Source organism: Chromohalobacter sp. (genome assembly GCF_039830575.1).
Classification (GTDB): Bacteria; Pseudomonadota; Gammaproteobacteria; order Pseudomonadales; family Halomonadaceae; genus Chromohalobacter; species Chromohalobacter israelensis.
On sequence record NZ_JBDOOX010000018.1, the window covers coordinates 41,719 to 63,182 of the forward strand.

19 protein-coding genes and 1 pseudogene are annotated in these 21,464 nt (G+C 61.1%); 5 read left to right on the forward strand and 15 right to left on the reverse strand.

The window, feature by feature from the left end:
* Positions 1 to 16: 16 nt before the first annotated feature.
* The 7 genes and pseudogenes from ABGX75_RS16630 to ABGX75_RS16660 all read right to left on the reverse strand — a co-directional run bounded on the left by ABGX75_RS16630 (position 17) and on the right by ABGX75_RS16660 (position 6,377).
* Positions 17 to 1,366, reverse strand: a complete 1,350-nt coding sequence (locus tag ABGX75_RS16630) for an ATP-binding protein (protein WP_035413830.1) — start codon at positions 1,364 to 1,366, stop codon at positions 17 to 19.
* Positions 1,363 to 2,040 carry a response regulator gene (locus tag ABGX75_RS16635; protein WP_084075784.1) on the reverse strand — a complete coding sequence of 226 codons (678 nt, stop codon included), beginning with the start codon at positions 2,038 to 2,040 and terminating at the stop codon, positions 1,363 to 1,365. Before ABGX75_RS16635 ends, ABGX75_RS16630 begins: the two co-directional genes overlap by 4 nt.
* Before the next feature lie 130 nt (positions 2,041 to 2,170).
* A pseudogene (locus tag ABGX75_RS16640) lies at positions 2,171 to 2,514 on the reverse strand (transposase); the annotation flags it as partial.
* A gap of 244 nt (positions 2,515 to 2,758) precedes the next feature.
* On the reverse strand, positions 2,759 to 4,216 hold the full coding sequence (locus ABGX75_RS16645; protein ID WP_035413828.1) for a multicopper oxidase domain-containing protein: 1,458 nt from the start codon (positions 4,214 to 4,216) through the stop codon (positions 2,759 to 2,761).
* Between the two features lie 733 nt (positions 4,217 to 4,949).
* A complete protein-coding gene (locus tag ABGX75_RS16650; RefSeq protein ID WP_035413826.1) occupies positions 4,950 to 5,357 on the reverse strand; it encodes a DUF6691 family protein in 408 nt (135 codons plus the stop codon).
* Complete coding sequence (locus ABGX75_RS16655; protein WP_035413939.1) at positions 5,354 to 5,815, reverse strand: membrane protein; 462 nt, start codon at positions 5,813 to 5,815, stop codon at positions 5,354 to 5,356. The genes ABGX75_RS16650 and ABGX75_RS16655 overlap by 4 nt, the downstream gene beginning before the upstream one ends.
* Positions 5,816 to 5,936: 121 nt before the next feature.
* Positions 5,937 to 6,377: a TIGR01244 family sulfur transferase gene (locus ABGX75_RS16660; protein ID WP_035413824.1), complete on the reverse strand. Its 441-nt coding sequence runs from the start codon at positions 6,375 to 6,377 to the stop codon at positions 5,937 to 5,939.
* Between the two features lie 231 nt (positions 6,378 to 6,608).
* On the opposite strand from ABGX75_RS16660, the gene ABGX75_RS16665 reads away from it, so the two are divergent.
* A complete protein-coding gene (locus tag ABGX75_RS16665; RefSeq protein WP_224113682.1) occupies positions 6,609 to 7,235 on the forward strand; it encodes a peroxiredoxin in 627 nt (208 codons plus the stop codon).
* Positions 7,236 to 7,335: 100 nt separating this feature from the next.
* Here the strand turns inward: ABGX75_RS16665 and sulP are convergent, their stop codons facing one another.
* The 8 genes from sulP to ABGX75_RS16705 all read right to left on the reverse strand — a co-directional run bounded on the left by sulP (position 7,336) and on the right by ABGX75_RS16705 (position 16,820).
* Positions 7,336 to 9,129, reverse strand: coding sequence for a sulfate permease (sulP, locus tag ABGX75_RS16670; RefSeq protein WP_035413820.1), 1,794 nt, complete (start codon positions 9,127 to 9,129; stop codon positions 7,336 to 7,338).
* 61 nt (positions 9,130 to 9,190) lie between these two features.
* On the reverse strand, positions 9,191 to 10,459 hold the full coding sequence (locus ABGX75_RS16675) for an FAD/NAD(P)-binding oxidoreductase (RefSeq protein ID WP_052046703.1): 1,269 nt from the start codon (positions 10,457 to 10,459) through the stop codon (positions 9,191 to 9,193).
* A gap of 58 nt (positions 10,460 to 10,517) precedes the next feature.
* Positions 10,518 to 11,429, reverse strand: a complete 912-nt coding sequence (locus ABGX75_RS16680; RefSeq protein WP_035413818.1) for an MBL fold metallo-hydrolase — start codon at positions 11,427 to 11,429, stop codon at positions 10,518 to 10,520.
* A 217-nt stretch (positions 11,430 to 11,646) separates the two neighbouring features.
* On the reverse strand, positions 11,647 to 12,867 hold the full coding sequence (locus tag ABGX75_RS16685; RefSeq protein ID WP_011507896.1) for a glycosyl transferase: 1,221 nt from the start codon (positions 12,865 to 12,867) through the stop codon (positions 11,647 to 11,649).
* Positions 12,864 to 13,736 carry an HAD-IIB family hydrolase gene (locus ABGX75_RS16690; protein WP_035413816.1) on the reverse strand — a complete coding sequence of 291 codons (873 nt, stop codon included), beginning with the start codon at positions 13,734 to 13,736 and terminating at the stop codon, positions 12,864 to 12,866. The genes ABGX75_RS16685 and ABGX75_RS16690 overlap by 4 nt, the downstream gene beginning before the upstream one ends.
* Positions 13,737 to 13,960: 224 nt before the next feature.
* Positions 13,961 to 14,869: a 2-dehydro-3-deoxygalactonokinase gene (locus ABGX75_RS16695; protein ID WP_110061965.1), complete on the reverse strand. Its 909-nt coding sequence runs from the start codon at positions 14,867 to 14,869 to the stop codon at positions 13,961 to 13,963.
* The gene (locus tag ABGX75_RS16700) at positions 14,866 to 15,552 is read right to left on the reverse strand and encodes a 2-dehydro-3-deoxy-6-phosphogalactonate aldolase (protein ID WP_052046701.1); all 687 of its coding nucleotides are present in this window, start codon (positions 15,550 to 15,552) and stop codon (positions 14,866 to 14,868) included. Before ABGX75_RS16700 ends, ABGX75_RS16695 begins: the two co-directional genes overlap by 4 nt.
* 356 nt (positions 15,553 to 15,908) lie before the next feature.
* Positions 15,909 to 16,820: an AraC family transcriptional regulator gene (locus ABGX75_RS16705; RefSeq protein WP_179153669.1), complete on the reverse strand. Its 912-nt coding sequence runs from the start codon at positions 16,818 to 16,820 to the stop codon at positions 15,909 to 15,911.
* Positions 16,821 to 17,192: 372 nt separating this feature from the next.
* Here ABGX75_RS16705 and ABGX75_RS16710 point away from each other — a divergent pair, with 372 nt between their 5' ends.
* From ABGX75_RS16710 to ABGX75_RS16725, 4 genes are read left to right on the forward strand one after another with little or no spacing between them, the layout of a single operon-like run.
* The gene (locus ABGX75_RS16710; protein WP_347410933.1) at positions 17,193 to 18,239 is read left to right on the forward strand and encodes an NAD(P)-dependent alcohol dehydrogenase; all 1,047 of its coding nucleotides are present in this window, start codon (positions 17,193 to 17,195) and stop codon (positions 18,237 to 18,239) included.
* Between the two features lie 54 nt (positions 18,240 to 18,293).
* A complete protein-coding gene (locus ABGX75_RS16715; protein ID WP_347410932.1) occupies positions 18,294 to 19,727 on the forward strand; it encodes a sugar ABC transporter substrate-binding protein in 1,434 nt (477 codons plus the stop codon).
* A gap of 3 nt (positions 19,728 to 19,730) precedes the next feature.
* Positions 19,731 to 20,627: a sugar ABC transporter permease gene (locus tag ABGX75_RS16720; RefSeq protein WP_050934541.1), complete on the forward strand. Its 897-nt coding sequence runs from the start codon at positions 19,731 to 19,733 to the stop codon at positions 20,625 to 20,627.
* On the forward strand, positions 20,624 to 21,454 hold the full coding sequence (locus ABGX75_RS16725) for a carbohydrate ABC transporter permease (protein ID WP_128691168.1): 831 nt from the start codon (positions 20,624 to 20,626) through the stop codon (positions 21,452 to 21,454). Before ABGX75_RS16720 ends, ABGX75_RS16725 begins: the two co-directional genes overlap by 4 nt.
* The last annotated feature ends 10 nt before the right edge of the window (positions 21,455 to 21,464 follow it).

The following is a 21,464-nucleotide window of genomic DNA, read 5'->3' on the forward strand; positions in this document are numbered from 1 at the left end:
GAAAAACCCGCGCACTTTAACTACTATTGCCAAAAGAGGCTTGGAAGAAACCATTGGACGAGCCTGGTGTAGGTAGACATAGTCGCACGAGAAATGGTGTATACTCATTGGAACCCAGCGTGATCGAACCACCGGCCCTCTCGGCCAATGTCTGCACAATGGAGAGCCCTAATCCGCTGCCTTGAGGGTGAGTGCCTCGATGGAAGCGCTCCGTCAACCGTGCGAGTTTATCTGATGGGATGATCTCTCCTTGGTTGACAATATCAATCACGGCCATGCCATTCATATGCTGCGCTTCTATCTTGATCAAGGTACTTGGCGCCCCGTGACGCATGGCGTTTTCAAGCAGGTTTCGTAGTGCAATAATCAGCAGTGCGCTGGGCAATTCGACACGAAGTCTGTCGACCGGCTCGTTCCAATGGCAGCGATCACGACAGCCTGTTTCCGCCATGGCTGTCTCCAATGCTTCTCCCACAAAGGTAGGATCGCCGTTTCCACTCACGATCTCTTCGCTCTCCATACGTACCAGTAAAAGCAACTGTTCTAGTGTCTTCGTCAGCCGCTCAACCCCCGCTTCGGCTTGCTGCATCGCCTTCCGGCGCGGGTCGCCGTCGACGCGTCGAGCAACCTGTAGATGTGTACGAATCGCCGTCAATGGAGTGCGCAACTCATGTGCAGCGTCATCGGTAAAACGTTGCTCACGCTCAAGCATTCGCCGAGTCCGAACCAGCAGATCATTGAATCCTTCTATCAGCGGACGAATCTCACTCGGCAACCCGCGGATCGGCAGTGCCGAGAGATCGTCGTGATCGCGTGACATCAAGCGCCGCTGCAGCCTCGAAAGCGGCGACAGCCCCCGGGTCACGCCCCACCACAGCGCGATCAGGCTGCCGATCGAAGCGAGCAGAAAGGGATAGAAAGCGGCACGGCGTACCTGGGCCAACAATGACTCCCGTTCCCGCAGGCGATCCGCCACGGTGATGCGCTTGTCGTCGTCGACCAGGGTATAGACGCGCCAGCGCTGTCCATTGTGATCGCGGTAGCTATAGCCTTCTTGCTCAACCGACAGGACATCGTTCATTTCCGGATGGGTACCCGCCACTATTCGTCCCCGCAGTGATGACACTCGGCAGGCAACACCTTCAAGTGCCGGAATGGCTGGAGCCTCCCCCATACCGTCATTCCAGGCCTCCGTTGGTACGCGATCGAGCAGGCCGGCCACCATCCTCGCCGACTGCGCCAAGCGTTGATCCAGCGAACGTTCGAGCTGGGTCGACAGGTCTCGCATTGACCACGCTGCGGTAAGTCCCCATAGCAATATCAGGGTAACCCCCAATGTAGCGACGAGACGCAGGCGTAGGCTCATGACGGTGTATCGCTATGAGTCGGACCTAGACGATAACCAACCCCTCGAACCGTCTCTATAACATCTCGCCCAAGCTTGCGACGCAATTGATAGATATGCACATTGAGAGCGTTGCTCTCGATTTCTTCATCGATACCATAGAGACGATCTTTCAGTTGATCAGCACTCAAGATTCGCCCCCGTGCGCGAATCAGCGCTTCCAAGAGCATCAACTCTCGACGCAGTAGCACCACTGATTCGCCATCCAGCGTTACACTGCGGGCAACAGGATCGAACGCCAGTCGACCATGACGCAATGAATGATCAATCTGCCCGGCGGCGCGACGCAGCAATGCGTGCAACCTTGCCGTCAATTCATCCAGATCGAACGGCTTGACAAGATAGTCGTCGGCCCCGCCTTGAAGCCCTTCGACCCGATTGGCCACGGCGTCTTTCGCCGTCAGGATCAACACCGGAATGTCGATACCAACCCGACGCCAGTGTTGCAGCAACGTCAGCCCATCGCCATCGGGCAAACGGCGATCAAGCACTACGGCATCGTACTCGATCGCGGCAAGTGCCCCGTGTGCACCATCCAGCGTGGTCACGATATCGACGACGAAATCGCTCAACGCTAGTCCCGCTTCGATGCCGGCCGCCACCGGGGCGTCGTCCTCGACCAGTAGAACCCTCATGAGATGACATCCTGTACGGAAAACGCGCAAATATAATGTCGGACGTGCAATTAAGTGAACATGAAGTCTCACCTGTTAGCCGGTGACCTTCCCCCTGGTTTCGGTCCAAACACAATTCCACCAGCTGACCAACACACTCTCTGCTGAAGTCGTCTACGATGTTCAGCACGCAGAAACGGTGCCCCGAGGCGAGCTGATCTGCGACGAGGTCCAAGGACCAGCGTTGGTTGAGGCTATCGGGTAATGCCATCGGCATCCTAGGCCGCACCAGTCGCTTACGCCGGCGGGCGCGGCCTCCAGATTCCGGAGTCGCTTGGCTTCCGACACCTACATACCGCCGTATCTGGCCTTCCATCGATAGACGGCTTGCTCGGTCACGCCATGTTGCCGAGCCAGCTCGATCACCGAAGCGCCGCGTTCATGAGCCTTGAGGATGGTAATGATTTGCGCTTCGGTATGGCGGTTACGATTCATTGCAAGATCTCTTGATCAGAGTAAACGTAGCGGCAATCTCACATTTCCGATGGGCCTGTTTCTGGGGGCACGCGGCGTTCCATAGATCAAGGATCACCGTTGCCCCAATACCGATAGCGGCTGCCCAGAGTGTCATATTTATCACTTCATACTTTTGCAGTATCACCTTGGTTTATTCGTTGACGAACCAAACTTCAATCGTGAGCCATAAGCCGCCCAGTATCGGCAGCCTGAGCCAATTGGCTTAACTGACAGAGAACTGGCCCATCATCCCGTTATTTTCGTGTTCGAGGATGTGGCAGTGGTACATGAAGGGAGCGTTTTCCGCCGGCTGCAGGAACTGCACGAGCAATTCGACGGGCTCCTGGGCTACGATCGTGTCCCTCAGCCCTTGGTCTCTAATATCCGGGGGCGAGCCGTTTCGGCTCAGAACGGTAAAGTGCACACCATGAATGTGGAACGGATGGGCCATCATCGCGCCGGAGACTTCCCAGATTTCGGTGTCTCCTAGGCCGACGCGTTCATCGACCCGCCCTATGTCGAACGAGCGCCCATTGATGCCGAATCCTCCCGATCCGCTGCCCATCATGCTACCCATGCCCATGGTCATTTCGAAACGGCGTCGCCGTATGGCCGTCGATGGATCGAGGCGCTCATGGGTCAACAGCTGCTCGGGCACCTTGACAACAGAGGTTTCAGCGCCCTGAGGCTCGAATCTGACGACGGCATCTCTTTCACCCCCGGTCAAGTCGGCTGTACGCTCCATCATGCGCATCCTGGGGACATTACTGTCCGGCCCGGTTGCCAGGGTAACGGGCAGGCCATCAGAGAAGTCAACGAGGATTTCGGCGCGCTCGCCGGGCGCCAGGCGTAGCGAGCGCAACTCGACCGGCCTCTCAAGCAAGCCGCCTTCGGAAGCCATCCAGTGAAAGGGCCGGCCATCCGTGAATGCCAAATCGAAGAACCTGGCATTGGCGCCATTGACCAGCCGAAGACGAACCAGCCGGGCGGGAACCCGAGCAAACGGATTGATCGTTCCGTTTACCATCAAGGTATCGCCTCGGCGTCCGTGCATCCTCGTCCTCATGCCCTGCGGAAGCACGAGAGAGCCGTTCTCGAATTGGCGGTCCTGCATTATCAAGGGGATATCATCGACACCATACTCCGAAGGCAACTCCAGGGCCTTTTCCTCGTCATCGGTGACGATCATGAGGCCGGCCAGCCCGGCATAGACCTGCTCCGCCGTGCGACCATGGGCATGCGAGTGATACCAGAGCGTTGCCGCTGGCTGGCGGATGGGGAGCACGGGTTGCCAGGTGGCCCCGGTGGGTATCGTCTGGTGAGGGCCCCCATCAAGCTCGCCGGGAATCAACAGGCCGTGCCAATGAACGGTGGTATCTTCGCTAAGAGCGTTGGTAACAGCGACTTCCACGTCATCGCCACGGTGGACACGCAGCGTGGGGCCAAGATAGCTCCCGTTATAGCCAAGCGTTTCGCTTTCTCGCCCAGGAAAAAACGATGTCTTTCCGGGTTGCACCCTCAGCGAAACCGATTGGCCGTGATGGCGGGCATCGATTAGCTCGGGAATCTTCAATTCCCTGGGCTCGGCGGCGTTTGCCAGCCGCCATGCGAATGGGCCAGCCAACGCAACGCCTCCTGCTAGAGTTGTCGCAGTCAGAAAAGACCGGCGCGTCAACTTCATAAACTGTCGCTCCTGGAAATAACGCGAGAAAACAGGAGCATGTGTCGAGCCAACACAGCTATCACTTGCAACGCAATCTCGCGCCAAAGAAAAGAAACATCGACACCGGAGTAGGAATTATTATCCAGCCCATCTTTCGTCACGTCACCTGGCGTGGCGAGTCGATAACGAGTCATTGCCGACAAAAGCCTGGTGAATAGGTATCAATAAGTTCCGGTAGAACGACGCCCATGGCCAGCGGAGTGACCTTCATCAGCAGCACCATGGTGGCGTAGCCCACCCCGCCAAAGTCAGCATTAATCCCCCGCTCTTAAAACTTGAAACCAATCTATAAGCCGCCCTGCAGCACGAATGGCAAGCCCAGTCGCTCCAGAGGTACATTAACCTCGGCGTAAAGACCCACGGCTCTTGCGACGTATTGTAGCACTTCGCTGATCTGATCCGGCTCGCTGGCAGCTTGAGTCAGGTTGAAGACCGCCTTTTAATCCTTGGCTGATAACTCAGGTCCTGTGCAGGTTGGGAGCGAATCTGGCCCACGCCATCGATCACGGGCGTCTTGAAGGACAGCTCCGCTGCCAGTGCACTTGCATCCACCAAGGAACTTCCCAGCATGGCAACCAAGGCAGCAGTCATAAGTCGCGAAGTAGAGTGCATGTTATGCTCCCTATTTGGGTGGGTGGGGTGATCGACTTATGTTGAGCTATTGCTGAGGTCCGTAAGTCTTTCCCCTTTCTCAGCGCGAGACGACTCGGGCCAGCCACCAGCCGACTACCATCGCAACCAGCATCGCCATGAGGGGAGCGCTCAGCCCGACAAACGAGGCGACCGCCGGCCCCGGGCAATAGCCGGAGAGGCCCCAGCCGACACCGAAAAGCGCCGCACCGCCCAGCAGACGGGCATCGAAGTCATGACGAGTGGGCAATTGAAACCGGGATTCGAACAGCGGCGCTTGGCGTCGCCAAACCAGCCGGTAACCGATGAAGGTGGTGACCACGGCGCCACCCAGAACGAACATTAGCGTCGGATCCCAGTCGCCGGCCACGTCGAGGAAGTCGATGACCCGTGCCGGATCGGTCATGCCGCCGATCGCCAGTCCGAGCCCAAACAGCAGCCCTGCCAGATACCCCGCCAACGCTTTCATACCGAGCCCCCCAGCACGTGCCGAACGACGAATACCGTCAGCATGGCGACCAGCACGAAGACAAGCGTCGCAGCCATCGACCGGGGCGAAAGCCGCGCCAGGCCACACACACCATGACCACTGGTACAGCCACTGCCGATACCAGTGCCTACGCCGACCAGAAGACCCGCGATCACCATTAACCCGACACCGCCCGCCGGCGCGCCGATGACCTCATTAGGGGCACCGGCAACATTACCGAGCTCCCCACCCAGCAGCATGAGCACCATAGGGCCGCAAACCAGGCCAAGCAGGAAAGCCAGCCGCCAGGCTGAATCGCCTCGGGGTCGCTCCAGCAGGAGCCCCGAGAGAATGCCACTGATGCCGGAAATACGTCCCAGTGACCCCATCAGCCAGATGGCAGACAGGCCGATAAGGATGCCGCCCACCAACCCTGAAAGACTTGCCTCTATATCCAAATGTAGCTCCATGAAACTATTCGCGTTTCAAGAAAATGTGGCGTTTCGAAAAAAATGTGGCGTTTCGAAAAATGCTGCACAGCCCTGTCTGGCATCGGGGGCTTGTCGGTCTCAGGCGTGCTTAGTGCCCTGAGTTCGCCTGGCTTGCCTGCTGCTCGAGACGCTCACGCAAGGGCTCAAGATCGTAACCGGCGGATTGTGCCGCCTCGATGAGTTCAGGAACGGGGCGATGCCCTGCCTGCGACAAAGCCCAAAGGTGAGTAACGCGCTTGCCCGAACGGCAAAATCCAAGAACCTGCCCAGGCGCTTCACCCAGAATACGGCCGAACTCATCGATATCACCCTGCGCATACTCACCGGGTTTGACCGGGAGCTGATACCAGGCCATCCCCAAGGATTCCGCTTTTTGCTCAAGCGTATCCGGATCCGGCTGATCCTCACTTTCGCCCCGTGGACGATTGGAAAGGATCGTGCGAAATCCCTGAGCTGCCAGTTGCTCAAGCTCATCGAGCTCGGGCTGTGCCGTGACGCTCAATCGACTATCAAGCCGTTTTATCTCCATATCCACCTCTCTTGCGCTCTAAATTTGTCGGGAGTTGACCGCTTTCTGAAACGGCATTTGGCTTCAGGTCATTATAGTTCATATCACAAAAGCCAAAAAATAAAAATCGATAACAAAAAACTATTGGTTCTATGGATATAACTTTTTTTACTAACGTCATAACAGCAGTCATCATTGGCATCGGATTCGGCGGCATAAAGCTTCTGACCAAGCACGAACAGGAGATCAGCAATGAGTTTGTTACTAGGCGATACCGCTCCCAATTTCACTATCGATACCACAGTAGGTGAGATCAACTTCCACGAATGGGCCGGCGATTCATGGGTCTTCTTTTTCAGCCATCCCGCTGATTTTACACCAGTATGCACCACTGAAATGGGACGGACAGCCCAACTCTCGAAAGAATTCGAAGCACGCAATGTAAAACCCTTGGGCCTATCCACAGATACAGCCGAGGAACACGTAAAGTGGATTGAAGACGTCAACGACACCCAGAACTGCGACCTGCAGTTTCCGATCGTTGCAGATGCCGACTGCAAAGTGGCTGAGCTGTACGAAATGATCCACGCTGGCGAGAGCGAAACCGCAGCTGTACGCAGCGTATTTATCATCGACCCAAACAAGAAGGTCCGCCTGACCATGACCTACCCGATGGCTGTGGGCCGCAACTTTGATGAAATTCTTCGGGTAATCGATGCCCTACAGTGTGGCGATACTAATCACTGTGCCCTCCCCGCTGACTGGCGCACAGGCGATGACGTCATCATCCCTCCATCCATTTCCAATGAAGAAGCAAAAGCTCTTTTCCCGAAAGGCTGGAAGGAAGTCCGCCCATATTTGCGCATGACCAAAATTTAAGTGGCTTCTTAACATTATCGAGGGCTTGCTTTCCGGCAAGCCCTTTTTCGATCTCAGGCAGCCAGGGCCGACAATCACCTTCCATTTTATATCGATATTTTCAGCCAGCAGTTGCTGAATATCCAGATACCGATGTTTCGATACTGGGATGGCTCAGTGGCGCCGAGCCTCGGCCATGCAGCTCGCACCAGGCATCGAAGGTGCTCAGAAAAACCCGGCCATTGAGCGTTTCGAGCAATTCAGTACGACTCAATCGATCCATCACCGGTCCTTTGACCTCGGCAAGATGCAATCCGATATGTCTGTCCTGTAGGCGCCGATTAAGCGCTTCGAGGCTCTCCAATGCCGTGGCGTCGATGACATTGATCGCTTGGCAGGCCAGCACTAGATCCCGCGGCGGTGGATCGCGATTGACTACCGCTGTGATGAGGTCCTCCAGGTGGCGAACGTTGGCAAAGTAAAGGCTCTCGTCGACGCGCAGGATGGCGACGCTGACGTCGGTTTCCACGGCATGGCGACGGACGTTGCGAAAATGCTCGGTGCCGGGGATGCGACCGACTTCCGCGCTGTGCGGGCGGCTGGTGCCATACAGATGCAACGCCAGCGACATGGCGACACCGACCAGGATGCCCACGTCCACGCCCAGCATCAGCGTCGCCAGTGCAGTCGCCGACATGGCGATGCCTTCGCCACGAGCATAGCGCCAGACACGCTTGAATGCCGCCAGATCGACCAGCGACACGGTGGCGATGACGATGGTCGCCGCCAGCGTTCCCATCGGCAATTGTCTCAGCCAGGGCGAAAGAAACAGCATGGCCAAGGCGATGCCCACCGCGGTGAACGCACTGGAGGCCGGAGTACGGGCACCGGCATCGAAGTTGACCACGGAACGGGAGAAGCCGCCGGTGATCGGCATGCCGCCGGTGAACGAAGCCGCCAGATTGGCTCCCCCCAACCCGATCAGTTCCTGATCCGGGTCGACGCGCTCGCCTCGACGCACCGCCAGCGCCTGCGCCACCGACACTGACTCCACGTAGCCGACGATGCTGATCAGTACTGCCGAGCCGATCAGTGATCGCCACAGCGCAGGCTCCCAGTCGGGCAGGGTCAACGGCGGCAGGCCGGCAGGAATTTCGCCGATGACGGCGACCCCATTACCGAGCCATCCCGCCGCACCGGCCACCAACGTCGCCAGCATGATGGTGGCGATGGGCGCCAACTTGACCAGCACGCCCGCCACTCTGGCCGGTACTCTGCAGCGCTCCAACGCGGATTTACCCCACCGCCGTACCAGCCACAACACCAGAAGCGATCCCAGCCCGATGCTCATCGTCGGCAGACTGACATCTTCCAGCACGGAAGGCAGCTGAGCCACCAGCGCCGGTAACGTCGAGCCCGACAGGTCGACTCCAAGCAACTGCTTGAGCTGACTCGCCGCGATCAGTACGCCCGAGGCGCTGACGAAGCCGGTCATCACCGGGTGGCTCAGAAAGTTGACCAGAAAGCCCAGCCGGCAGAGCCCCATGATCAGCAGAATGCCGCCGGAAAGCAGCGCCAGTACCAAGGCCGCGGCGATATAGTCCTGCGAACCCGATTCGGCTACCTGCGACAAGGCGGATGCCGTCATCAACGAGACAACCGCCATCGGTCCCACCGACAACGTCGTGCTGGTCCCCAATAGCGTGTAGACCACCAGCGGCACGAGGCTAGCGTACAACCCCACCACCGGGGGAAGTCCCGCCAGCATCGCGTAGGCCAATGCCTGCGGAATCAGCATCAGCGCCACGATGACCGCCGCCAGCAGATCCTCGCCCAACCACTTGCCGTTGTAGCGCCGTCCCCAGTCGAGAATCGGCAGCCAGCGTGCCAACCCGACCCTATGCTGCTGATTCATGTTTTCTCAGCCTCGTTCTCCGAACCGTGTCGTGAGCTGTCATTCATGCAAGATGCACCGTTCAGGAACGACGCTGCGGTTTGGCCAACCACTCATGCCCCTTGAGCATCAGGTGCCAGTAGATGAAGGGCAATTGTTGCGCTTTGATGTTCCAGCCAAGCTTGGTTGGTCTTGTCGCCTGGTTGATCCAGGAGGGGAAGGTCGGCTGCAACTGGCCGCCGTAACCGAACTCCGCCAGCACCACGCGGCCACGCTCCACCGTCAACGGGCAGGCGCCATACCCTGGGTAACCGGAGGGCATCGGCTTGCCATCGAGTGACGCGACCAGATTGTCCGCCACTACCGGGGCCTGCTTGCGCACGGCGGCAGCCGTCTTGGCATTGCCGGTGCCGCTGGCATCGCCGAGACCGAAGACATCGCTGAAGCGGTTGTGCTGGAGAGTGTCGGCGTCCAGGTCGAGCCAGCCGCCCTCGTTGGCCAGCGGCGATTCGCGCACCAGCCGTGGGGCGCGCTGCGGCGGCACGACGTGAAGCATGTCGAAATCGGTTTCGATCTCTTCACTGCCGTCCTCGCTCGTGACGCGAAAACGCGCTTTCTGGGCCGGGCCGTCCACGGCGACGAGGTTCTGCTGGAACTGCTTGTGGATGCCGTAGCGCTGCACGTATTCATCCAGCGCCGGCACGAAGTCCGAAACGCCGAACATCACGCCACCGGCATTGTGGAAGTGAACGTCGATATTGTTCAGAATGCCCTGCTTCTCCCACTCATAGCAGGAGAGATACATCGCCTTCTGTGGCGCGCCGGCACACTTGATCGGCATCGGAGGCTGGGTAAAGAGCGCCTTGCCGCCACGCATCGACTGCACCATCGACCAGGTATAAGGCGCCAGATCGAAACGGTAGTTCGACGTCACGCCATTCTTGCCCAGCGTCTCCTCGAGGCCATCGATCGCCTGCCAGTCGATCTCGAGTCCCGGCGCGACTACCAGCGCTCGATATCCCAGCGTCACGCCATTGCCCAGCACGACCTGGCGGGAATCCGGCAGCAGCCGTTCCGCCGCGGTCTGGTGCCAGGTCACGAAGCTCGGCATCACCGAGCGCATCGAACGCCGGGTCTGCTCCGGAGTGAACACGCCACCTCCCACCAGCGTCCAGCCGGGCTGGTAGAAGTGATCCTGCGCAGGCTCGACGATGGCGATATCGAGATCGGAACGGCGTTTGTGCAGACTCGCGGCGACCGCGATGCCCCCTGCCCCACCACCGATGATGACGATGTCATGGCGTTGGTCGTTCTTGGTCTTCGTTTCGTCCACGACTGTCGATTCGTTCATGACTGGCTCCCGTTGGTAGATTCAGCGCGGCGCGGTATGGCCTGACGGCGGCGACTTCTCATTCCCACGCCGCGCCTTCCAAAGCATCGAGCGGGAATTTCAGATAACGCTTGCCGTTGCTCTCCGGCTCTGGGAGACGCCCACCGAGGATGTTGACCTGCAACGCGTGCAGGATCAGCTTCGGCATCGGTAGCTCGCTATCGCGGCGATTGCGCAGCTCGACGTACTCGGCTTCGCTACTGTCGCTCAAGCGATGCTTGTTGGTCTCGCGCTGCTCGCGCACGGTGCTTTCCCACTGCGGCTCGCGGCCATCGGGCATGTAGTCGTGACCGGTAAACAGACGCGTCTCGTCGGGCAGCGCCAGGATCGCCTGGATCGAGTTCCAAAGCTGATGCGCGCTGCCGCCGGGGAAGTCGGCGCGGGCGGTGCCGAAATCGGGCTGGAACAGCGTATCGTGAACGAAGGCGGCATCGCCGATCACGTAGGTGATCGATGCCAACGTATGGCCCGGCGAGTGCATCACGCGGCACTCGATCTCGCCCAGCCTGAAGGTATCCCCTTCGTCGAACAGACGATCCCACTGGCTACCGTCATCCTGCAGATCCGGCCAGTTGTAGATGTCCTTCCAGAGAGCCTGTACTTGAGTCACCGGCCTGCCAATGGCGGTGGGCGCGCCGGTTTTTTCATGCAGATAGCGTGCGGCGGAAAAGTGATCCGCGTGCGGGTGCGTATCCAGCACCCAGTCGACCTCGAGCCCTTCCCGCTCGATGTAGGCCAGCAGCTCATCGGCCTGGAGCGTCGCTGTCGCACCGGATTTCTCATCGAAGTCGAGCACCGGATCGATGATCGCACACCGCTGAGTCGACGGATCACTGACGACGTATTGAATGCTGAAGGTACGGGGATCGAAAAAGCCTGCCACGTCCGGCTGACCAGATTGTTGCGCACGTGATAAAGCAAAGGTTTTCATCAACTATGATTCCACTGTCGTGAACATGAGATTGTGAAACCCATGATAGTACACATCTTATTATAACGTTATATTTTTTAGGAATAATAGAATGCGCACCATGCCGCTGATGCATAAGCCAGGCGATACCAGCGAAAGAAATGCCGTGGCTTAACGCACGCAACGCTTTTTGCGCAAGGTGCTGGCCAGCAACCCGATCTGACGCATGCCTCGCGGGTCAGACCTGGCCCTGATTGTCCAGCTCCACGGCCTCGTACATGCGCTCCTTGAGGTCATGGATCGCCGCCCCCACGCGGTTCCAGCTGGGAATGAAGGGCTTGTCGCGGGGCGATTCGAGAAACGAGGCGCCCGCCTCGAGGATGTTGGCGGTGAAAAGCTCCACGGCCTGCTCCTCGCTGTGACGATCGAGCGACAGACCGTTCATGCGCGCGTCGTTGTCGTAGGCCTCGATCAGATCCAGCGCGGTGCGATAGTAGGTTGCCTTGATGGTGCGGAAGGTCTCGGAGTGGATGGGCACGCCCAGTGTCGCCAGCTTGCGGAACATGGCCTTGGCGATGTCCAGGCTCATGCGGTTGAGGCCGCCGCTGGGATCGTCCTGGGAGACGGGCTGATGCTTGTGATCGTAGGCATCGGCGATGTCCACCTGGCACAGCCGCTTGGTCGAGTGGTTGCGATGAACCTCCGACAGCACGCCGATCTCCAGCCCCCAGTCGCTGGGAATGCGGATGCCGTCGAGCACATCGGCGCGCATCGAGAACTCTCCCGAGAGCGGATAACGATAGCTGTCCAGATATTCCAGGTACGGCAGCGGCCCGAAGACCATCTTCAGCGCACGGATCAGCGGGGTCACCATCAACCGCGCGACACGCCCGTTGAGCTTGCCGTCGGCCACCCGCGAGTAATAGCCCTTGCAGAATTCGTAGTTGAACTGCGGATTGGCGACCGGATACAGCAGGCGTGCCAGCATGCCCCGGTCATAGGTCACGATGTCGCAATCGTGCAGCGCCACCGCCGACGTGCGCGCGGAGGCCAGCACGTAACCGCTGCAATACCAGACGTTGCGCCCCTTGCCGGGCTCCTGCGGGGCCAGGTCGAGCGCGCTCAGCTCGGCATCCAGCGCCGACAGACGCGGGCCATCGTTCCACAGGATGCGGTGATGCTGCGGCAGGCGCGAGAAGAATTCGCGGGCACGCAGGAACTGGTCGCGGTCGGCACGATCCAGCCCGATCACGATTTCCGAGAGGTAGGGCACCTGCGCCAGCTCGTCGACGATGTTCGATAGCGCCGGCCCCTCGAGTTCGGAGAACAGCGAGGGCAGGATCAACCCCATCGGGCGGCGTCGGGAAAATCGCAGCAGATCGGATTCCAGTGCCTCCACCGGGCGCTGGGTCAGGTTATGGAACGTGGTGACAATGCCGTTTTGATAGAAGTCGCTCATCGTGCGGTCCCCTCCCTGGGTGACGTGTCCCAGCGCGTGTGCCACCAGTCGGCGATGCCCTCGGCCCAGCCTTCCGGGCCGGGCTGCCGGGTGCGAAAGAGCGGCACCTCGGTGGCGACGTTCACCGTCGCACCATGCTTGCCGCGTACCAGAATCGGATGATCGACCGCCTCGAGCAGGCTGATATCGTTGGGGCCATCGCCGAGCCCCACGGTGCCGGGCGTGGTCCCTCGCAGTGCCGTATAGCGCTCGACCAGCCAGCGTACCGCCTGCCCCTTGTCCACCGCCCCCATGACATGCCAGAAGCGCCCGCCCCGGGTCAGCCGCAAGCCATCGCTCTCCAGGGCCCGCCGGAAACGGGCCAGCGCGGCCTCGTCGTCGTCCCATATCAACGGCTCGCTGCCTTCGCGGGCCAGCGCCTGGCGGGCCTTGTCGGCACTCAACGCGGTCAATTCGCAGATCGTGTCGAGCGATAATTCGCCCATGCCGCGAAAGCGCACGTCCAGGCGGTCGCGCAGCACCGCCAGGCGCCGCCGGATGAAGCCGATGTCCAGTGACGGCGTCTTGACGATCAGCCCATCCGGCGCGGCGGGATCACGATCCAAGCGAGCGTGCTGCCAGCTTGCTGGCAGTCCGATCACCGCGCCGTTCTCGGCGATGAACGGGGTCGCCTCGAGCCCCAGGTCGTCACGCAGGGAAAGCAGTTCCTGGCGGGTCTTGCTGGTCGTGGGAATGACCGCGATACCGGCCTCGGCAAGCCGAGCCAGCCAGGCGGCGGCAGGCTGCCACGTATAGCTGTCATGATCGAGCAGCGTGCCATCCAGATCGGTGAACACCAGCCACGGCGACCGCGAAACCGTTTGCGTCATGAGCCTCTCCCCTTGGCGCCACGCCACCTGTCGCGGTGACATACTGGTGACGTTAGCACGGATCATGCCATCTGCACGTCAGCCCCTGCAGATAAAGGGCCGAGCGCAGACGGCTGGGGGCCGACTGCGGGGCATGAGCGCCCCGGCGACACGCCCATGCCCCACCGCGGCACAGGGCGCGCACCACGATGGGGCATGGGAAGCTTGTCAGGGGGAGACGGCGATCAGGCGTGATGACGCGCGGCGATCATGGCCAGCCCCGCCAGGGTCGCCGCATCGCTATCCAGGGGCGTGACCTCGAGGCCGGCCATGTTCAGCGCAAGCGTGTAAGGCGTGCGCAATGCCTCGGCACCGATCAGCAGCAAGCGCTCGAGATCGGGCCGGGTGGCACGCATGGCGCGGACTTCCTCGCCGATCAGGACCCCGGACAGGAAGCTGCCCACCTGGCCGGCGGCAAGCCCTTGGTACAGATGCCGGCTACGCGCCTCGAACAAGGCATGCAGGACTCCGTCCTCGCTCTGGGCCCGCGCCACGCCCTGGCGAAAGGCCGCTTCATCGAACGGCGCCTCGTCTCGCGCGGGCTCGCCCGGCAAGGTATGGAATCGCACCGCGTGATACAGCTCGCCGGTCATCAAGGTGGTGAAGGCGGTCAGGCGACCATCGCGCAATCGCGCCCATTTGCTGTGCGTTCCCGGCAGGCAGCAATCGGCATCCAGCGTGTCGGCCAGCGCCAGGGCGCCGAATGCCTGGACTTCCTCGCCGCGCATGACATCGCAGTGCGTGTCGTCGACCTGCTTGACGCCCGGCACGATCCAGGTGTTTTCCAGCCCCGGGGCGGCCACGACATGGGCGGCCAGATCCGCGCCCGTGACGGGCAAGTCGAGCTGCGGCGCTTCGCTCCAGCCCCGCTTGGAGCCCACCATGCCGGCGAGATACACCGGCACGCGCCCTCCTTCCCGCCAGTCGCCGACCTGCGCCTGGCAGTAATGCGGGAACTCGTCGGTCGCCAATGCCTTGAGCCCTGCCTCGCTGCGCCGCGACTCAAGGCAGGCGCCGCTTTGCCGATCCACCAGGAACGCCCGGAAGTTGCTGGTCCCCCAGTCGATGACGATCAGCCGTTCATTGGCGCTCATTGATCGCCCTCGTGCTCGAACAGCTCGGTCATGGTATGGAGCTCTTCGAGGCGCCGCCACTCGGCGACGAGCTCGCGTGCGATCTCGCCCACCTCGGCGGCACTGCGACCGGGCCGATAGAGATTGCTCCCGAAGCCGAACCCGCGAATGCCCATGCCATGCCAGTCGGACATGTTGCTCTTGTCGATGCCACCCACGGCGAACACCGGCAGCTCGGGTGGCAAAATGGCACTGATATCCTTGAAGTACCCGGTGCCCAGGCGGCCGGCCGGGAACAGCTTGAGCGCCTTGGCACCGGCGCGCGCGGCACTCAGCGCTTCACTCGGCGTCATGCAGCCGACCAGCGGCGCCAGGCCCTGCTCGATCCCGGCACGGATCACCTCGGGGTCGCTGTTGGGGGTGACCATCAACGGCGCTTCAAGCCGCGCCAGTTGGGCCGTGTCCTCGGCGGTCAATACCGTACCGGCGCCCACCAGCACGTGCTCGGGACAACGCGCCGCCACTTTCTCGATGCTCTTCCACGGCATGGGCGAATTGAGCGGAATCTCGATCATGCGAAACCCCGCCGCCACCAGGGCATCGAAAACTTCCTCGACCTCCTCGGGACGCACGCCGCGCAGAATCGCCACCAGGGGCAGTGCATCGAGCGCCGCGTCAAACGCGGCCTGCTGAGTCTCGTTCATAATATCTCCTTAGCGTGCGGGCAATGGGCCCATCCGCTTCATCCATACCGGGTTGCGACAATGCTGGCCAGCCCTCGTGCACGTCGCGACGAACGCTCGTAGCACTTCCTCCGCGTGCGGAGCCTTCCGGCATCCGCTCGGCCCTCATTCTAGGCGAACGGCCCCGACCGCCCCATCTTGTAGAACAAAATCGCCTTTATGTCCGACATAGGATTCAACAATCGCCCACGTTGCGCCTTTATACTTTGGTCGGCAAATCCGCGACCCAGGACGCGACACCGCAAGGCATGCGGCCTGGCAGGGGCGAGGAAGAAGCGCCTTGCCGCTCGTGTCGCCCCCGGATCCCGGCATGAGCATCACCGGCAATCACCCGTCACGAGGTCGGCCGTGCTCTGCTGATACTGGCGAGGTGTCATGCCTTTCAGTTCACGAAAATGCCGGTTGAAGTTGGAAAGGTTGTTGTAACCGACCTGGAAGCAGATATCGGCAATGGACTGCCGGCCTTCGAGCAACAGCTGGCAGGCATGACCGATACGGATCCGCCGCAGAAAGGCGACGAAGGTGTCGCCCGTGGCATGCTTGAAGAAGCGCGAAAAGCTGGAAGGGCTCATGCCGTTGCGCGCTGCCAGCGCCGACATGCGCAACTCCTCGTGAAAGTGATCGTGGATATAGCGCAGGATGGCATCGACCTGGGCGGAGGAAACGCCCGTGGCTTCCAGGCCGTATTCGCGGCTGGACAGGGTCGCGTAATCGCACTGCGATAGGCCGCGCAAAATGGTCAGCATGGTCAACAGCCTTCCGGCATGGTCCTGTTCCCCCATGGTGATCAGCAGCTCGCCACAGCGTGTCGCTTCCTCGCCCTGAAACGCCACGCCTTGCCTCGAGTCCTCGATGAGCGTCGACAGGCAATTGAGTTCCGGACAAAGCGCCATCATGTGCTCGAGCCACTCGCCCTTGAACTGGAGAACGACATCGCGCCCCTCGATGACGGACCTTGAATCGTCCGGATCGCTCAACCAGGCATGCGGAACGTTCGGGCCCACCAGCACTAAATTACCAGGCCCGAATCGCCCGATATAATCACCCACGAAATAATTCCCTTCCGAATAACGGATGAGATGCAATTCATACTCGGGGTGATAATTCCAGCGGGCGATGGGTGCGGGAAAATCGTGGCAGTGCCAGTAGAAACTGAACTTCGGGTCCTGGCTGATGCTCTCGAAGACAGGCGCACCAAGACGAGTATCGTTGAGCTGCGCAGCGATCATGAGTTATCGGTGCCTCTTTCGACTATGCCCCTGTGCAAGGCGTCAGCAAACGCCTTCCACTCCAGACGCTTCATTGTCTTCAAATAAAGCGGTTCGTCGGCCTTTCTTGTTCCCGTCTCGATTTATACTTTGGTCACAACCTCTCTTCGTCAGCCACCCAGACAAACGTCAGGTCGAATCTAAAAACACTGTGGGAACAAATATTTATACATTCGCAGAAAAAGGCCTGCAAAAAAGTATCATTCCCTCGAAAATTATAGCCTAGCCGCTTTTCCAGCGTGACGCGTAGCTTCATTGCCAAGCCCCTGGCGAGTCGGGCCCATCGCTTCGAAGCCTCCTCGCCCATTTTCAACACGACTCGAGGCACGCGCCATGAAAGCCAAAGCCCTGGTGCTGGAAAAGCAACGCGAGCTGTCGTTACGTGACATCGATCTGCCGGATCAGCTAGGGCCGGATGACGTGCGCATCCGCATACACACCGTCGGTATATGCGGCAGCGACGTGCACTACTATACCCATGGCCGGATCGGTCCCTTCGTGGTGCGAGAGCCCATGGTGCTCGGCCATGAAGCGTCCGGCGTGATCACCGAAGTCGGCAGCCATGTCAGCCACCTCAAGGTAGGCGAGCGGGTGTGCATGGAACCCGGGGTTCCCGACCTCACCTCGCGTGCCGCCAAGTTGGGCGTCTACAACGTCGATCCCGGCGTGCGCTTCTGGGCCACCCCACCGGTGCACGGCTGCCTGACCCCCGAGGTCATTCATCCGGCCGCCTTCACCTTCGCCCTGCCCGACTCGGTCTCCTTCGCCGAAGGGGCGATGATCGAACCGTTCGCCATCGGCATGCAGGCGGTGGTCAAGGCGCGCATGCAGCCGGGCGATGTCTGCGTCGTCACCGGCGCCGGACCGATCGGTCTGATGGTCGCCCTGGCAGCCCTGGCGGGAGGGGCCAGCGAAGTGCTGGTCTCCGATCTGGTCGAGGAGAAGCTGGCGATCGCCGGGCGCTACGCCGGCATCACCCCGGTCAATGTCTCGCGGGAATCCCTGCGGGCAGCCGTCGACCGGCGCTGCGGCGAGGACTGGGGCGCCGACGTGGTGTTCGAGGCCAGCGGCAGCCCCCGGGTCTACGACGATGTGCTGGCCTGCACGCGGCCCGCCGGTGCAATCGTGCTGGTGGGCATGCCCGTCGAGCCGGTCACCTTCGACATCGTCTCGGCGCAGGCCAAGGAGTTGCGCATCGAGACCGTCTTCCGCTACGCCAACGTCTACGACCGGGCGATCGATCTGATCGCTGCGGGCAAGGTCGATCTCAAGCCGCTGATCAGCGAGACCTTCGACTTCGACGAGAGCATCACTGCGTTCGAGCGTGCCGCGAGCGCACGACCCCATGACGTCAAGCTGCAGATCACGCTTGACGCCTGACCTCGCCAGCCCAGAAAGCACACTGGACCTGAACCTACCAAGAGGTGAACAACAATGACCCAGTTCAAGCGTCGCGACATACTGAAAGGAATAGGGGGACTCGCCGGCCTGTCGTTGATGGGGGCGGGATCGCTGCGTACGGCCCTGGCCCAGGGCATGGCCAGCGACGAGGCCTGGAAACAGGCCAGCGGCACCACCATCCAGTTCATCTCCGAGAACACCCCGCCGACCACGGCGATCGCCGCCAACCTGGCGTCGTTCCAGGAGCTCACCGGCATCACCGTCAACATCACCGAGATGCAACTGGGCGCGCTGGTCCAGAAGGTCGCACTGGACTTCGGCGCCGGACGCAGCTCCTTCGACGTGATCTACGCCGACCCCTACCAGGTGCTCGCGCCCTACCATCGCGGCCTGGTGGATCTCAATCGGTTCATCAACGACGACCAGCAGCCGGTCGTGCCCAAGGGCATCGAGGACTTCATTCCCTCGCAGCTGGCCGCCGCCGGCCGTTTCGAGGACCGGGAAAGCCTCTATACCCTGCCCTACGACTGCCCGACGATGATCTGGATCTATCGCCGCGACCTGTTCGAGAAATACCGCGACCAGATGCGGCAGGATCTCGGCTTCGATCCGATGCCCTCGGACAGCACCACCTGGAAGCAGTACTACCAGATTGCCGAGTGGTTCAGTAACGGCAACGCCAGCGAGGTCAAGTACGGCACCGGCCATCAGGCCCAGCAGTACGACTCGCTGATGTGCGACTTCTCCAACGTGCTGTTCGCCTACGGCGGCGACTACTTCGCCAACGGTCAGCAGGTCGGCCTGCTCGGCACCGACGCCCCCGGCGCCTGTCAGTTGACCAGCGACGCCGCGCTGGAAGCTGCGCGCTTCTATCAGAAGCTGCTCAAGGTCGCTCACCCCGGCAGCACCAGCTGGGACTGGACCGGCGTCGCCAACGCCTTCCAGAACGGCGAGTTCGCGATGATGCCCGAGTGGCACGAGTTCGCCGGTTCGCTGGAAAGTTCCGACCTCCAGGGCAAGATCGGCTACGCCCCGCTGCCCAAGGGGCCGGCGCGCAGCTCCAACCTGTGGGGCGGTACGGGTATCGGCATCAATGCCAACGCCTCGGCCGAAAAACAGAAGGCGGCCTGGCTGTTCCTGGTCTGGGCGACCTCGCCGCAGACCCAGTTGATGGGCCTGAAGAGCACGGTCGGCGGTGGCACACCCACGCGCCAGTCGGTCTACGACATGCCGGAGGTCAAGGCCGCCAGCACTCCGCCCACCGACATGCCCAACATGCTCACGGCGGATACCATGCTGACCGCCTGGCAGGATGACTACATCGGCCTGCGGCCCAAGATCGCCCAGTGGAACGAGGTCGACACGGTGATCTTCACCGAGCTCTCCAAGATGCTCGCGGGCCAGATGTCTCCCGAGGAAACCATGCAGAGCGCCAAGCAGCGCATCGACCGCATCGTGGGGGCATGACGCATGGCGCTGCTGACCGGAAAACCCTCGGCGCGACGACAGGGATTCGAGCTGGCGATGATGTCGCCAGCCCTTTTCCTGCTCGCCCTGATCACGCTGGTTCCGTTCTTCTCGATCATCTGGATGAGTTTCAACGACGTCAGCCTGATGGGCGGGCTGGCCTTCGAGTTCTCGGGCCTCGACAACTGGCAGCGGGTGTTCACGGACCCGGACATCCGTTCCAGCTGGCTGATCAGCCTGGTCTACTTCCTGGCCACGGTGGGCCTGGAGATGGTCATCGGCACGGTGATGGCGCTGCTGGTCTACAGCCTGACCCGGGGCAGCAACATCATCATCTCGCTGCTGTTGATCCCGATGTTCATCGCCCCGGTGATCGTCGGGCTGCTCGGGCGCTTCATGCTCGACCCCAGCCACGGCCTGTATGCCTGGATGCTCAATGAAAGCGGCCTGTTCGACGGCAACATCCTGGGCAGCGTCGGCTCCGCGATGGTCGCGGTCATCCTCATGGACGTCTGGGAATGGACGCCGCTGGTCGCGCTGATCGTCCTGGCGGGGCTCACCTCGGTGCCGGAGGACGTGCTCGAGGCGGCCGAGATGGATGGCGCCCGATACGGCCAGAAGCTGCTCTACATCATCCTTCCGTCGATCTCCAACATCCTGCTGGTGGCGCTGCTGATCCGTGCCATGGACGCGATCCGTTTCTTCGCGATCATCTTCATCACCACCAACGGCGGGCCCGCGGACTCCACCAAGATCATCCCCATTCGGCTCTACGACATCGCCTTCCGGTTCTTCGACCTCGGCTATGCCGCTGCCGTGGGCATCACCATGCTGGTGTTCTCGATCATGGTCGCCACGGCGTTCACGAAACTGCTCAAACGCCAGGAGAAAGCCTCATGACCGCCTCCAAGCGCTGGCTTCCCCTTACGTTCAAGATCGCCCTGCTGACGCTACTGCTGCTGTGGACGCTGATACCGATCGTCTGGATGGTGCTGTCTTCCTTCAAGCCGAACACCATCATCACCGCCGATACCCCCCAGGTCTTCTTCACACCGACCCTGGAGCACTACGTCTCGCTGTTCAGCAGTGGCAACAGCCTCTGGCCCTACCTGCTCAACAGCCTGTTCATCGCCGGGACCTCGACGCTGATCGCCGTGGTGCTCGGCTGCATGGCCGGCTTCGGGCTGTCGCGGATCCGCATCAAGGGCAAGCAGCATCTGGCCTTCTGGATCATCAGCACCCGCATGGCGCCGATCGCCGCGGTGATCGTGCCGCTGTACCTGCTGTTCCGCTACCTCTATCTGCTGGATACCCACGCCGGCCTGATCGTCGCCTACCTGAGCTTCAACCTGCCCTTCGCCATCTGGCTGATGACCGCGTTCTTCGACGACCTGCCGCCCGACCTGGAAGAGGCGGCGATGATCGACGGTGCCACCAAGTTCCAGGCGTTCCGTCACGTGGTGCTGCCGCTGATGACGCCGGGGCTGGTGACGACCGCCATCCTGTGTTTCATCTTCGCCTGGAACGACTACGCCTTCGCCCAGACGTTCTCCGGCCCCAGCACCCAGACGATTCCCATCGCCGCGGCACAGTTGCTGACCCAGACCGGCATCGACTGGGGCAAGCTGCTGGCGATCGGCACCATCGTGGTCTGCCCGATGGCGATCGCCGGGCTGCTGGTCAAGCGCTGGCTGGTCCAGGGGCTGACCCTGGGCGCTGTGAAATGACCGGTCCCAC